Here is a 14,488-nt window from a genome sequence, read left to right on the forward strand (position 1 = left end):
TATCCACCTAGTAAAGGCTAGAAATTCGCTCAACATCGTCCCAGCTAAGGCCACTATCTTGTTTGCAAAAAAGCTGCCTAGCTACGTATCGAGCCAAAAGATCACTTTCTATATTTACGCGCCTGCCGACCTTGAAAGTGCCAAAAAGACTATCTCTGAATGTGATTGGTATGATGGTTAGCCTTATACCATTTGGCAAAATTTCATTTATGGTTAGACTCACGCCCTCAACACCCACTGAGCCTTTATTTGCCATCAGAGCCATCGCCTCACGTGGCAGGTCGATGTAAAAATCAACCCCATTCTCATTCTTTTTGATATTTGAAATTTTACCGATAAAATCGATATGTCCTTGCATAAAATGCCCATCTACTCGGTCTCCTAGCTTCATCGCTGGCTCAATATGCACTCTTTCTTTTAAATTTTCAACCGCGATATTTGCCCTACTCTCTGCGCTTAGCTCCACACTAAAGCTATCTTCATGTAGTTTTATTACGCTCAGGCAAGCACCATTTACAGCAATGCTATCGCCTAAATTTGGACGAAAATTTGCCTTTAGCCTTAAAATATTTTGTGAATAACTAACAACCTGTGCGATCTCACGAATCAAGCCATTAAACATATTTTGCCTTTAAAATTTTTAAGGATTTTACTAAATTTTGCCTAAATTTGGGCATTAGCATCTTTGGTTATTTTATATATTTAAGTTGATAGTGGCAGAAATGGCAGTGGAATTTTGGCAATCGCACCAAGAATGCTAGCAAAAATTTATTGTGTAACCCTAGTATAAAATTTCTCTATAAATTTCAATTTTTATCTTTTATAAATTTGGCAGCCTTAGCTTGTCTGCAAAACTAGCCACGTCTTGCTAAAGTCGCGCGCCGCTAGGTCGTCCCTCTTTATCCACAGATAAACTCTGCCCTCTCCGTCCCAGTCCATGTCGCCCTCATCATCACTATCTATCTGTAAAAGCAGTTGCCACTGGGCAGAATTTTTCTCAAATTCCGCTATTCTTGGGTGGTGATAAGCGCTACCATCACCACAGCTAAGTTCATTTGCAACCAGCTCACACTCTAGCTCCATGCCATCTTGGACATTATCAGAGTGCCCAAGGAGCTTATTTTCTTTAGCCTGCCAGCTTGGCTCAATAACCTCATGATAGGCCTCCCACTCAGCCTCACTAATTTTACTAAATGGCACAATCGAGCTTTGTAAATTTGGCAAATTTATCTCATTTTCAAAGCTAAGCAAGCGCGCGTTAAATGTAGAATTTTCTCCCTCTAAGCTCTCCGCTCTCCTACGAGAAAGCAGTCCATTATTTACATCAGAAAAGATTACTGCAAAGCCGTTTTTATCGGCAGGATCATAGCCCCAAACACGCAAATTTCTATCATAAAAGAGATAGAGCATTCCGCTTTTTGGCAGTAGTGAGTCAATGTCAAATTTGCTAGCTTCAGCAAAATTTATCTGTGCCACAAAACTTAAAGCGCCATTTTCATTTGAAGGCCATGATAAACCATCTGGCAGATCTGGCGAGCCGCCAAATTTAGACGCTCCAACAGCGATATCATCGTCATTTTTAGCTTGCACATCTATCCTTATGGCATTTCTTGCTAGTGGCGATAAAAGTTTAAAAAGTTCATCCAGCCCACGTTCTTTACAACCTTTAGAAATTTTTGCAATATCCATATTTTCCTCTTTAACAAGCATCAACGTATATATGATACTTCTTACAATGCAGACAACGAAACAAATATCCGGCAATATCGCCAGCTTTAACAAGATGTTCACGTAGCATTTTATCGTCGTATTCGGCTCTTTTTGCGTAATCCTCAAAAACCTCGTCTGCTATACCCATTTCTTCAAGCTCTCTTGTACCAACGTCACCTAAAAATTCGCAATAATCATCACAACAAACTATCCAATGCTCGCCCTGCCAGCTCTCGTAGCCCGGGGTTCTTCTAAAAAGTTCGTCGTCCTTTTTAGCATCACTTGTAGTTAGTTTGTCAGCATCTTGCACAAATGTTGCGTCAAATTTCTTAGCAGCCTTACCACTAGAAATACAAGTAGGACAAAGATACGAAATATCCTGCTCGCAATAAATGCTACCGCTATAATAAACTTCAGTATCTTTGCCACAACACTCACACAAGATACTAATATCATCTTTAAATGCGCCAGTTTTTAAAGGGTTAGGATAGTAGATAAATTTTGGTAGTGTGGAGGCTTTATCTTCTTGAGCCAAAATTTGACCTCTACTTTTTGGGCGAGGCAGCGCCCATTTATCATTTTCGTCAATGAATTGCACTAGATAGCCAAGTGTCTTTAGCTGCTTTTTATCATTTTTGTCATGTATCTTTAAAAGTAAGTCGTAAGCACTCTTTCTCATAGATAAAAGCTGATAAACATCGACTAAAACATACTTTGCGCAAATATCATCACAATTTTCCAACTCTTCTTTAAACTGATAGAGTGCCTCAATACTAGAAGTATTGCCATTATTTTTATAATATTCTTTTGAAAGAGTGATATATTTTTCTTGAAATTTATTCATTAATACTCTTTATGTAGATTTGACATTAACAATTTTAGTGTTTAAATCTTAAAGATAAAAAAGCTAGTGTAAAAATTATGGCTGTTAAAACGATTAAATTTATATCGATTTTTAAATTGTTTTAGTATTGCAGTAGATGATGCCACAAACAAATTTGATAAGTACTCTTATAAAATTGTTGTGACTATAAATTTATTCTTCAAATGCTCCGATAGAGAGAATTTTTTCTATTCTTTTTGCTACAAGATCATTTATATCAAGCTTTTCAAGCTCAGCTAGCTCTGAGATAAAATAATTTGCAAGTGCTTTTGCAGCACCTTCTTTGTCTCTATGGGCTCCATTTATCGGCTCATCTATAACGGCATCAATCAGCGATAAACTTTTTAAATCATCAGCTGTTATTTTCATAGATTTTGTAGCTTGTTCTTGTTTAGCTGGGTCATTCCAAAGTATTGCTGCACAACCTTCTGGCGAAATAACTGAAAACACAGAATTTTTCATCATAGCAAGTCTATCAGCCACGCCTATGGCTAAAGCGCCACCACTTCCACCTTCGCCGATAACAACAGCAATTATTGGAGTTTTTAAATTTGCAAACTCGAATAAATTTCTAGCTATGGCTTCACTTTGTCCTCGCTCTTCAGCTCCAACGCCTGGATATGCTCCTGGAGTGTCTATGAGAAATAAAATAGGTAGATTAAATTTTTCAGCCATTTTTGCAACTCTAAGAGCCTTGCGATAACCCTCAGGGTGAGGCATACCAAAATTTCTTCTTAATTTGTTTTTAGTGCCACGACCTTTTTGCTCGCCTATAACAACAGTCTTTTTGCCTCCGATATAGCCGATGTAGCAAACTATCGCTGGATCATCTCTAAATGCTCTATCTCCATGAATCTCATATCCATCAATCAAAAACGCATTAATATAATCAATAGAATATGGTCTATCTGGATGACGAGCAAGTTGCAAACGTTGATATTCGTTTAAATTTTTATATATTTTTGATATCTCTTTAGATAAATTCTTATTTAAAATTTCAACAGCATGTTCATCGCCTCTGATCTTAGCATTTGCTATATCTTCATCAATTTGCTTTATGCTTTTTTCAAAATCTAAATAATTTGACATCTTAATCCAACTTTTTAAATATCACGACGCCATTCGTGCCGCCAAAGCCAAACGAATTGCTCATAACAGCCTTTATATCAGCTTTTCTAGCTTTATTTGGAACATAGTCTAGATCACACTCTGGATCAGGAGTTTCGTAGTTTATTGTTGGAGGGATAATGCCGTCTCTCATTGCCATTATAGATATAACAGCCTCGATCGCACCAGCACCACCTAGGCAGTGTCCAGTTTGACCTTTTGTTGAGCTAACTGGTGGACATTTGTCACCAAAAACTGCTTTTAACGCCGCAGTTTCATTCTTGTCATTTACAGGTGTTGAAGTACCATGTGCATTGACATAATCTATCTTTACACCTTTTGCCATATCAAGTGCTTGTTTCATCGCACTTAATGGACCTTCAAGTGTTGGTGACGTGATATGATGAGCATCTCCACTCTCGCCAAATCCAACTACTTCAGCATAAATTTTAGCACCTCTTGCAATAGCTGACTCATACTCTTCAAGTACAAGCGCACCGGCTCCTTCACCCATTACAAAACCATCACGATTTACATCAAATGGCCTTGATGCCTTACTTGGCTCATCATTTCTAGTTGAGAGAGCTTTCATTGCTGCAAAACCACCTATACCTACACCACAAATAGTAGACTCAGCGCCGATAACTAGCATATTTGTAGCTTGACCAATCATAATGCATTTTGCAGCTTGTGATATCGCATGAGTGCTTGCTGCACATGCCGTTACACTAGATAAATTTGGACCCTTAAGCCCGTGATTTATAGAAACTATGCCACCTAGCATATTTACAAGTGCCGATGGAATAAAAAATGGCGAAATTCTCTTTACGCCTTTTTCAAAGTATGTAATTGAGTTTTTCTCAATATTTGGCAAACCACCTATGCCAGCTGCCGAGCTAACGCCAAATTTATGAGCATCAAACTCTTTAAAATTCGCATCAGCCATAGCTTCATTAGATGCTTTTATGCCAAGCTGTATGAAACGATCTACTTTTTTCACCTCTTTGCCGTCTAAAATGCTATTTGGATCAAAATCAGTTATCTCGGCAGCAATTTTAACAGGAAAGTCACTTACATCAAAGCTCGTGATCTCTTTCACACCTGTTTTACCCTCGCAAATAGCCTTAAAAGAACTCTCTTTGTCAAGGCCAAGTGCGTTTATCATGCCTATACCAGTTACAACGACTCGTTTCAATACATCTCCTTAAATCAAACTGTGCAAATTTAAATTATTTGCCTAGTTTTTCTATATAATTTACAACGTCTTGAATGCTTATTAATTTCTCTGCTTCGCTATCAGGAATTTCTACTTCAAATTTCTCTTCTAAAGCCATAACTAGCTCTACAACGTCAAGTGAATCAGCGCCTAAATCCTCAATGATTTTAGACTCTAATTTTACTGCTTGTGGATCTACGCTTAGTTGCTCTACAACTACGTCTCTTACGTCTTCAAATACTGCCATTTTAAGGTCTCCTTATAAAAAATGTCTGTTATCTTATAATATTTACGCTTTTATTTATTTTAAATTTCAAAACTTGTCTGAAATTTACCTACATATAAAGTCCACCATTTATTTTAAGCGTCTCGCCAGTTACGTAGCTTGCGTGATCACTTAGCAAAAACGCTACTGCCTCAGATACTTCACTAGCACTACCGAAACGTTTTAGCGGGATATTATCGCTATAAGTTTTTTTCACCTCATCGCTTAGTCCATGCGTCATATCAGTCTCGATAAAGCCCGGAGTTACGCTGTTAAAGCGGATATTTCTGCTTGCACCCTCTTTTGCAAAGCTCTTGCTCATGGCGATTAGTCCACCTTTGCTAGCTGAATAATTAACCTGCCCTGCATTTCCCATCTCACCAACGATAGATGCGACGTTTACGACCGCTCCAAAGCGCTTTTTACTCATCACTTTCAAAGCCTCTCTACATCCTATGAAAGCTGAAGTTAAATTTGCATTTATCACATCTGTAAATTCGCTAGTTTTCATGCGAAGTGCTAGTTTGTCATTTGTGATACCAGCGTTATTTACAAGGTAGCTTAGCTCGCCGTCGCTATCAACTATCAAATTTATACCTTTTATAAACTCATCTTCGTCTGTTGCATCAAATTTTATCACCGCAGCCTTGCCGCCATTTTGCTCGATCTCAGCCTGCAAAGCGTCTGCTATCTCAGGCTTTGAGCGGTAGTTTATCCACACTTTTAAGCCCATATTTGCAAGCGTCTTTGCGATCTGTGCGCCGATACCTCTACTTGCACCTGTTATTAGCACGTTTTTTCCGCTAAATTTCATAAATTCTCCTTATTTTTTTAATTTTTCAATGATTGTAGCTTATATAAGCTTAACGTCTAAATTTTATCGCTTCTTTCCCACTTTATCTTTTTGCCAAAACCAAGAACATTACTTGTAAATTTTAGTTTTTCAAGGCTTATAGACCAAATTTTTGGATTCATTGCCTTTGCATAAAAAAACCTTTTGAAATAAATTTCTATTTCGTTTTCTTTAGCTTCTCTCATCACTCCTTGAAACTGTACGCCCTCTATCTTGCCAACGATCTTCGTATCAAGAGCAACTGTGCCAGCAACGAGCTTTGAGTTTTTTAAAAATTTAACATGTGAGCTCTCGTCAGAGCTAGCTAACAAAAGGCAAAAGCTTAGCTCATCAAAGGCGTAAAATGCGCTAAAAGCATAAGGCTGCCCATCATCATCGATGGCGCAAACACTTGCAAGGTGCATCTTTTTTAGAAATTTAACTATCCTCTCATCCATCTAAATTCCTCTAAAAATGTCAAGAATGACTTGAAATTTAAAGATGACTACGGCGATTATTAGTATCCAAAGCATAAAAATAATAAGCTCTATTAGAGTAAATTTATCTTTTGCAACTTTTTTAAAAACAAGCATCGTTAAAAATGCTCCTAAAAAGCCACCAATTAGCGAAAAATAGTGGATCGCATTAACCTTTACAAAGCTTGGCAAAAGCCCTTTAAAAAATAGCGAAAACATAAAAATTGAGAGCAAATTTGCAAGTATCAAATAATAGCCAACGACTGGTAAAACTGGGTAGAGCCTAGCAAAGCCAAAGCTTAAAACAGTGATAAGCATAAGCAAAAAGATCCTAGTCCCAAAACAACACATCGCCTGTCCTTTTTTGACGCATTTTACAAAATTTTGCTTTATGAAATTAAAATTTTGCCGATTTAGCCTCAAAAGGATTTAAAAATGCAAACAAATTTTTACTCTCAAGGAAGCTATAACAACATGAGCTTTTCGATGAAAACTAGCTCAGGCGATGAGATAAGCTTTTCGATGTATGACAACAAAAGTTTAGATTTTTCAAGCCAGAAAAATGGTACTTCAAGCCAAAGAAGTCTTACTCTAACCCACGAATACGGCTATGAGTTTTTATATAAAGGAAACGGCATAGACGAGCAAGACATGAAAGAGATCGAAGAGGCGATGAGGCAAATTCGCCCACAGGTTGATGAATTTATGAAAAACGTCAAAGAGGGCGACAAGATCGCTGGTAGCAGCCAAAGCATAAGTGATCTTTCAAACAAGATCAAGCAAATGTTGCCTACCGCAAAAGATCTAAATCACAAAAATTTTATAAATGACAATATGCTAAAGATGTTTGACGAGCTTTTGGCTAAAAATGATGCAAACAAAAATCTACTAAGTGCCACAAAAAGGCTATTTGACACATTACTTAATGAGAGCAACAAAGTATCTTACTATGCGTAAATTTAGGGCCTTCTGGCTCTAAATTTTTATAAGCGCCTCTCTCTCAAAAAAGAGGTGCGATAAGACTATCACAAAATAAAGCTGAAAAAATAGCCCAACAAGCGGCACAAGCGAAACAAGATAAAACAAAAGCGCAAAAGCTATAAATTTTATCCCGCCACCTTCAAGCAGTGCTAGCTCAAATTTATCACTATCAAGAGTGTTTGAGCCAACGTCTATCAGTAAAAGTTTATAGTAGATATAAAAAAACGGCACATTTATGATGAAAAAATTTAAGACTGGCACAAATAAAAGCGGTAGGCAAACGAGCAATATCCCAAGAAATTTCATGATCTCAATCATCATCACCTTTAGTACTCTAGCCGTGCTAACCTCGCTTTTAAGCACGTAGTTGTAGTGCCTTTTGTTTATCTCTTTAGCCACAACCGGCGTTAAAAAGCCAGCTACGATTAGAGCAATCACGATGCTAACAATGATCGTTAAAAAGGTGCTCAGAATATAAAAAAGTATACTAACTATCCATTTTGTGGCGCTAAAGCTTAAAATTTTAATAGCGATAAAAGAGAGCGCCGAGTTTGCCTCTAAAAAGGTAAAATTCTCATTTTTGGCGCTATCACTTAAAAGATCAAATATTTCACCGCCGCCCCAGATCGTAAGCCACGCAAGACTAAAAATACTAAGGCAAAGTGGCAAAATGGATAGCGCTATAAATTTGGCTGTAAAAAAATCTTTAAAACCAAGGCGAAGAAGGTTTATCATTTCACCTTTTTGTATTCATGCTCAAGTGCGGCGTAAATTTCACCTATCTTACTAACGCCATTTGACAAAATTTCGCTCATCACTTCATTGTCTTCGCGTCCGTTCCAGTTTTTCTTGTAGCTTCCCTCTTTATAGCCGTTGTTTTGGCGGAAGCGATTTAGCACGTTTTTGGCGATGTAGCATTCGTAAAGCGAGTACAAATTTACTCCACATTTTAAAGACATAGAGAAGTAAATTTTTAAAATATCAAATATATCGTAGTCAAATCCGCTGCACTCATGTATGAGCATTTCAACGTCATTCATTATCTCATAAATGCTCTCGTCTTCGATCTTTAGTGGCTCTTTGCAAAACTCACTAAAACCGCTTGATTGGCAAATATCATCGGCTAAAGTTTCTATATCTCCAAGCTGTTTTGATTTATAAATTTGCAAAGCTAGACTCATTATAAAGTGCCAGATATCAACAACTTCTACGCGTAAATTTTGCTCATCAGTCTTAGCATCTATGCTCTTCCAGTGTTTCCACGCAAAGCTATCAATCAGCTCAGCACACTCCATATATATGCAGCGCCTCCAGCTGATTAATTTATTTTTATCAGTATAACCATTTTCCCAGCCAAGCCCATTTGTCTCATCATTTAGGCTTTGCTGCATCTTTAACATCTCTAAAATAATCGTTCTTTCATTCATTTTAGACCCTTTTAAATTTTAAAGGATTATAACAAAAAATTATTAAATGCCACGAGGTAAGCTTGACTTAAATCATTTTATGTATAAAATTTAGGAGCTAAAATAGGCAAAAATTTCAAAGGAGAAAAAATGAGAGAAAAAGATTTAGTGGTTTGCAATGTTTGCGGACTAAAAAGCAGTGATGATACAAATGCAGTTTTTATCCACGCTCATAAAAATGGCGAAGAAGTTGATATTTGCACCAGTTGTGTTCCAAGCGTGATCCATGGCTCAGGCATGGTCGTAAAATCAAACGAAGAGATAAAGGCTGAAATTTAAACTTTAGCTATCATTTGAGGATCTTTTCTTACAAGGTCTTCAAATTCTTCTGCACTCATAGGGCGAGATAAGAAAAGTCCTTGAACTTCGTTACAATCAAGCTCTTTTAAGAAATGAATATCTTCTTCTTTTTCTACGCCTTTTGCACCAACTTTTATCTTCATTGCCTTTGCTAAATCGATAATTGCAGATACGATTTGTGCGTCTATTTTGCTATTTGATGCTTGAGCAACAAATTCACTTGCTATTTTTATACGCTTAACACCGTATTTTCTAATATAAATAAATGAAGTATATCCAGAGCCAAAATTATCTATACAAACATCTATATTATTTTCTTTAAGAATAGAAAAAATTTTATCAAGCGTCTTAGAATTATTTGTCCATATTTCTTCGCCAAATTCTATTTCAAAAAGCCCTGGATTTATATGGTGTGAGCGTAAGCTAGAAACAAAGTCTAAAACAAATTTTTCTGATTTATTTTGAATCTGTGCAACATTTATACTTATTTTTGGTATCAAGAGTTTTTCTTTTTGCCATCTATCTACATACTCTATAGTCTTTGAAACCAAAAGCGAGCAAATATCATTTAAGATATCACTATTTACATTGACCTCTTTCATAAAATTGCTTGCTTCCATCAAGCCAAATTTTTCTGATTTCCAATATAAAAAAACCTCTGCGTAGATCATTTTTTCGATTTTTAGATCAAATATTGGTTGAAAATATGCATGAAGGTCTTCTTGCAAATTAGCTTTTTTAAGCGCGATCTCGATACTTGAGCTTAGGTGCATTTCATTGCTAATTTTATCGTTATAAACCATAGGATTTAAAGCTGGATTTTTTTTGGCGTAATACATTGCCATATCTGCATTTTTTATAATATTTCTTGGATTTGCCGTGCTATTTTTTGTTGCTACGTCTATGCCTATTATGCACTTAAGCCCAAAGTGATATCTATCTATTTGAATTGGTTTTTCAATAACATCTTTTAAGGCAATACCAAGATTTAAACGTTTTGTATGACTATTTATCTCCATTTTTGCTAGTACGATAAATTCGTCCGCACTAATCCTTGCTATGGCTTCTTGCCTATTGCAAACTTCAAGTATTCTCTTTGCAACTAATTTTAAAATTCTATCGCCTATTTCATGCCCGTAAGATGTATTTATGCTTTTAAAACGGCTTAAATTTATATAATAAACTGCGATTTCCTCATCTTCAGAAATGCTTTTACACATTCTTTCAAGCTCATTTACTATAAAATTTCTATTGCCAAGATCTGTCAAATAGTCTTTCTCAGACATATCTTGAAGTCTTAAATTTGCGAGCATAAGTTCATTGGTTCGCTCATGCATCGACTTTTCCATCTCTCTATGAAGATTTCTCTCATAATCTAATATTTTTCTACTTGCAATAGAGCTTTTAACATAGTAATTAACAATAGCATTTACAACTAAAACAAAAAGTGAGATGAGCGCACTAAAAGATGTTAGATCTTCTTGTAATAGCAAAGGTAAAACTATTATTATTGGTAGCCATTTTGATCCTATTGAGATATCTTTATCGGTATTTGTAACATACTCATTTTTAGCTTTTAAATGAAAAGCTCCTATCATCAAGAAGAAGAAAGGAACGATATATAAAAAATCTATTTTATGGCCAAAATTTACATTTGAGATCTGACTATAAAAAATAAATAAATTTAGCATCGTAAATAAAATACTAGCCGATATAAGGTAAAAGCCGCTAATTTTTATATGAAGCAAACTGCTTGTAAAAACCTCGCTTAAAGTGATAAAAAGTATAAGAAAATTTATGGCTACAATAGAGAGAAAAACGATATTTGATCTATTATTTATCATCGATAAGATATCTACTTCATCAAAAATACCATATATTAACATTGCTATTAAAAAAAAGACACTTATGCTATCCATAATAATGGCTAGTTTTTCTTGACTGGCTGCAAATTTTGAATACAAAAATATACTAACGCCAGCTAAAATAGATATCATCGGCAACGTAAAAAACACATCAAGATACGCATAAGAACTATGAGCCCGCAATAGTATATCTTGATTTAACACCATTAATGCATCGCAAATAGACCACAAAAAAACACCAAAACATATTGCAAGCCAATGCGTTATTTTGGTTTTTACTTTATCCATTGAAGTATAAATGCCAAAAGTTATCATAAAGAAACTAAGCAAAATAGATATTTTTCCAATTAGATTATAGTCTAGTAAAGATGCTAATAGTGCAAATACGAATAGCGCTACAACTGCAACTAAGATCCATTTTCGCATGCCAGTTATAGATGATTTTGATAATAAAAAAATAGTGTCCCTCTCCTAAGAAATAGTCCAAATTATACAAAAATTGACTTTGCTTTTGGTTATAATTTCCCAAAAATTTTAAAATTCACAAAGGTATCTTATGAAGTGCAATATCGTCATAAATGGACAAAATTTAATAGACTATAAATCTTTTATCTTATTTTTCTCAAAGGCGGCAAGAAAGCAGTATTTTATAAACACATTTATGATATTTACTGAAGCCATCATAGCTGGTTTTGTTGCTGATATGCTATTAAAAAGTAAAATTTTTACTGTTATTGGGGCTGTTTTTGCTATATTTTGGATCATTTTTTATCCTATTTTTTTAAAAAGAAGTCGCATAGCTGCATTAAAAAGAATTGAAATTTCAGACGTTCAAAAGCAAATGATTTTTGAAGTAAATGAGAATTTTCTGGCTTACTATGAAGGCGAACCCAAAGAAAATGAAAAATTTGACCTAAATAAAGTTAGTGAAATTTATGAGCTCAAAAATATTTTTATCATTTTTTTAGAAGAAAAAATTCATCTAATAATCCCAAAAGATGAAGCTAGCTCAAAAATGATAAATGAGCTAGCTAAACTTTGCGATAAAGATATTTTAAAATTTGAAAATTTTAGTGCAAAGAGTGTGCTTAAATAGCGCTTATTATAAGCTTTTCAAAATCCTCTGCATTCATTGGCTTACCCCAAAGATACCCTTGCACCTCATCACATCCAAGCTCTCTTAAAATTTCAAGCTGGGTTTCATCTTCGACGCCTTCAGCAATAGTCTTTAGCTCCACATTTTTAGCCAAAGCTATAACGCTTTTTACCACGTCTTTATCTATATCATTTTTAGCAATATTATCTATCAGCTCTTTAGCGATCTTTAGGCGACTCATAGGATATTTTTTGATGTAACTCATCGATGAAAAACCGGTACCAAAATCATCTATAGAGATGCAAATTCCTCTATTAGAAAGCTCAGATAACACACTTTGCATCATCTCTTCGGCATTGACAAGGCTAGCCTCAGTGATCTCAACATCTACACAAGATGAATCGATGCCATATCTATCTATATAGCTTAAAAATTTAGATGCAAAATTTATATTATCAATCTGTTTTGGCGAGATATTTATGCCTATTTTTAGGTTTGTATTATATTTTTCATTCCAAAATGCCATTTGTTTTATAGCGTTTTTTGCTACCCATTTTCCTATCGCATTGATAATAGAGCTTTGTTCAGCTATTGGGATAAATTTTGATTGATCTACCGGACCTTTTATAGGGGAGTTCCACCTAACAAGAGCCTCTGCTCCTACTATTTTTTTACCTTCTATTAGATACTGGGGCTGAAATTTTAGCTCAAATTCTTCATCAAAGCTTATGCTATTTAGCAATATTTCTATGTAGTTTCTATCCTGAATAATGCTTTTTATATCACTATAAAAAACATACTTTTCAGATGCATCTTTCTTTGCTGCTTCTAGTGCTGCTTCTGATTGCATGATAAAATCATCAGCCAAAATTTCACTAGTTTGTGTCGAGCTAATCCCTATTTTTGCATCAAGTACAATTTTATAATCATCTATAACGATTGGCTCTGAAATAGCTTTTAGTAGATAATGTAAAAATTCCCTGCAATGTACATTTTCATTTTGCTTGACAACAACGATAAAGTCATCTCCGCCAGACCTTGCAAATAAAGAATCATTTGGTGGCAATATTGACTCAATATTTGAAGCAAACTTTGCTATTACATCATCGCCGATATAGTGCCCATATGAGTCATTTATCGCTTTAAAATGGTTTATGTCAATACTATAAATATCTATCTTTTCGCCAAGCGCCTTTGACTTTATCATCTCTTCAAGCCTTGCGATAAAATACTGGCGATTTAGAGCATTTGTCAAATAATCATATTTACTGATCCTTTGTAGGTGCCTATTTGTCTCTTCAAGCTCTTTTACTTTACTTTCTATCTGATTATTTAATACTTTTTTGATATGTATTTCACGTTTAATTAAAATATCCATCTTTCTAACATTAGAAAATGTATAAGATAATGCCCCGTATGCGAGCAAAGTAACTAAAATAGAAAATAACCATGTCAAATTTATTTTCCAAGAGTACAAGATCATGATCGTTAAAAATACAGCAAAAACAAATAGCTTTTGTATTAAAATTTTATCAAAATCGTTTCTAAGTGCCCTAAATTTTAGATTTGCTTCGCCCTCTCTTAAATGAAGTGTGGCAACAAACAACATAAAAAATGCACTCTTAAATACAATGTCGTATCCAAAAAAGGATATTTCATCTATCCAAAAATCCATTGTAGTGGTAAAAACATCATAAGTGCTTATTGCAATAAGCGCTATCAAGCATAAAAGTATAGATAGTCTTCTTTTTGAAAATTTAAGTGAAAAAAACGCAGTAAATGAGGTACAAAACATAAATAAATCTATGGCAATGTAACTTAGATTAAAAAAATCTTTTTGACTTAAAACTTGAGTTAAATTTCTATTAAAAATCATAAACCACATAAAGCTAAAATATATTGCGGAAATAGAAACTGAGTCCACAAATACTTGCATTAAAAATAAATTTTTCAAATTTTTAATCAAAATATAAAAAGCAGAAAATGCAAACATAAAATATGAGACTACGTATGAGATTTGTATAAAATTGACTTTAGAAAGAAATTGTTTAAGAAAATCAACCTTATCATATAGCATCCACATAGTGTCTGATGCTACCCAGCAAGTAAGGCCTAGTAATATATATATCCAATATGTTTTTAAATTTCTTGTCTCTTTTAGCTTTAAAAAGATAAATAATGTGATCATAAAATCAAATAGAGTAGTAATTATGTCTTCATAAAAACCACTAGCAATAAAATAATTAACAACATATACACAAAAAAGTATTAACATAAATAAAAAAGATACT

The 14,488-nt window shown here is 34.6% G+C and carries 16 protein-coding genes; 3 read left to right on the plus strand and 13 right to left on the minus strand.

Annotation, left to right across the window (positions count from 1 at the left end):
- Nucleotides 1-7 precede the first annotated feature (7 nt).
- The 9 genes from ribE to ATCC51562_RS08295 all read right to left on the minus strand — a co-directional run bounded on the left by ribE (nt 8) and on the right by ATCC51562_RS08295 (nt 6,840).
- A complete protein-coding gene (gene ribE / locus ATCC51562_RS08255; RefSeq protein ID WP_021091577.1) occupies nt 8-622 on the minus strand; it encodes a riboflavin synthase in 615 nt (204 codons plus the stop codon).
- A gap of 215 nt (nt 623-837) precedes the next feature.
- Nucleotides 838-1,689, minus strand: a complete 852-nt coding sequence (locus ATCC51562_RS08260; RefSeq protein ID WP_021091640.1) for a YwqG family protein — start codon at nt 1,687-1,689, stop codon at nt 838-840.
- A 10-nt stretch (nt 1,690-1,699) separates the two neighbouring features.
- The gene (locus ATCC51562_RS08265; protein ID WP_021091813.1) at nt 1,700-2,554 is read right to left on the minus strand and encodes a CbrC family protein; all 855 of its coding nucleotides are present in this window, start codon (nt 2,552-2,554) and stop codon (nt 1,700-1,702) included.
- Between the two features lie 192 nt (nt 2,555-2,746).
- Nucleotides 2,747-3,682, minus strand: a complete 936-nt coding sequence (gene accA / locus ATCC51562_RS08270) for an acetyl-CoA carboxylase carboxyl transferase subunit alpha (RefSeq protein WP_021091764.1) — start codon at nt 3,680-3,682, stop codon at nt 2,747-2,749.
- Nucleotide 3,683: 1 nt separating this feature from the next.
- Nucleotides 3,684-4,895, minus strand: a complete 1,212-nt coding sequence (locus ATCC51562_RS08275; RefSeq protein WP_021091763.1) for a beta-ketoacyl-ACP synthase II — start codon at nt 4,893-4,895, stop codon at nt 3,684-3,686.
- A 34-nt stretch (nt 4,896-4,929) separates the two neighbouring features.
- The gene (gene acpP, locus ATCC51562_RS08280) at nt 4,930-5,163 is read right to left on the minus strand and encodes an acyl carrier protein (protein ID WP_021091725.1); all 234 of its coding nucleotides are present in this window, start codon (nt 5,161-5,163) and stop codon (nt 4,930-4,932) included.
- A gap of 88 nt (nt 5,164-5,251) precedes the next feature.
- Nucleotides 5,252-5,995, minus strand: a complete 744-nt coding sequence (gene fabG / locus ATCC51562_RS08285) for a 3-oxoacyl-ACP reductase FabG (RefSeq protein ID WP_021091685.1) — start codon at nt 5,993-5,995, stop codon at nt 5,252-5,254.
- A 56-nt stretch (nt 5,996-6,051) separates the two neighbouring features.
- Nucleotides 6,052-6,471 carry a pyridoxamine 5'-phosphate oxidase family protein gene (locus tag ATCC51562_RS08290; protein WP_021091570.1) on the minus strand — a complete coding sequence of 140 codons (420 nt, stop codon included), beginning with the start codon at nt 6,469-6,471 and terminating at the stop codon, nt 6,052-6,054.
- Entirely contained in the window at nt 6,472-6,840 is a 369-nt protein-coding gene (locus tag ATCC51562_RS08295) for a hypothetical protein (protein ID WP_035167584.1), read from the minus strand.
- An 84-nt stretch (nt 6,841-6,924) separates the two neighbouring features.
- Between ATCC51562_RS08295 and ATCC51562_RS08300 the strand changes: the two genes are divergently transcribed.
- Nucleotides 6,925-7,446 carry a hypothetical protein gene (locus ATCC51562_RS08300; protein WP_021091692.1) on the plus strand — a complete coding sequence of 174 codons (522 nt, stop codon included), beginning with the start codon at nt 6,925-6,927 and terminating at the stop codon, nt 7,444-7,446.
- Between the two features lie 18 nt (nt 7,447-7,464).
- On the opposite strand, the gene ATCC51562_RS08305 is transcribed toward ATCC51562_RS08300, so the two are convergent.
- Nucleotides 7,465-8,205 carry an EI24 domain-containing protein gene (locus tag ATCC51562_RS08305; protein WP_021091557.1) on the minus strand — a complete coding sequence of 247 codons (741 nt, stop codon included), beginning with the start codon at nt 8,203-8,205 and terminating at the stop codon, nt 7,465-7,467.
- Complete coding sequence (locus ATCC51562_RS08310; RefSeq protein WP_021091766.1) at nt 8,202-8,897, minus strand: dUTP diphosphatase; 696 nt, start codon at nt 8,895-8,897, stop codon at nt 8,202-8,204. Before ATCC51562_RS08310 ends, ATCC51562_RS08305 begins: the two co-directional genes overlap by 4 nt.
- 129 nt (nt 8,898-9,026) lie before the next feature.
- Here ATCC51562_RS08310 and ATCC51562_RS08315 point away from each other — a divergent pair, with 129 nt between their 5' ends.
- Nucleotides 9,027-9,215 (plus strand): hypothetical protein, encoded by a 189-nt coding sequence (locus tag ATCC51562_RS08315; protein WP_021091806.1) that lies wholly within the window; start codon nt 9,027-9,029, stop codon nt 9,213-9,215.
- Here the strand turns inward: ATCC51562_RS08315 and ATCC51562_RS08320 are convergent.
- Nucleotides 9,212-11,332, minus strand: a complete 2,121-nt coding sequence (locus tag ATCC51562_RS08320; protein WP_235044197.1) for a GGDEF domain-containing protein — start codon at nt 11,330-11,332, stop codon at nt 9,212-9,214. The genes ATCC51562_RS08315 and ATCC51562_RS08320 overlap by 4 nt on opposite strands.
- A 325-nt stretch (nt 11,333-11,657) precedes the next feature.
- On the opposite strand from ATCC51562_RS08320, the gene ATCC51562_RS08325 reads away from it, so the two are divergent.
- Nucleotides 11,658-12,197, plus strand: a complete 540-nt coding sequence (locus ATCC51562_RS08325; RefSeq protein ID WP_021091653.1) for a hypothetical protein — start codon at nt 11,658-11,660, stop codon at nt 12,195-12,197.
- Here ATCC51562_RS08325 and ATCC51562_RS08330 read toward each other — a convergent pair.
- The gene (locus ATCC51562_RS08330) at nt 12,190-13,992 is read right to left on the minus strand and encodes a putative bifunctional diguanylate cyclase/phosphodiesterase (protein ID WP_235044198.1); all 1,803 of its coding nucleotides are present in this window, start codon (nt 13,990-13,992) and stop codon (nt 12,190-12,192) included. The genes ATCC51562_RS08325 and ATCC51562_RS08330 overlap by 8 nt on opposite strands.
- Between the last annotated feature and the right edge of the window lie 496 nt (nt 13,993-14,488).

It is taken from the genome of Campylobacter concisus ATCC 51562, from assembly GCF_000466745.1.
GTDB lineage: Bacteria > Campylobacterota > Campylobacteria > Campylobacterales > Campylobacteraceae > Campylobacter_A > Campylobacter_A concisus_B.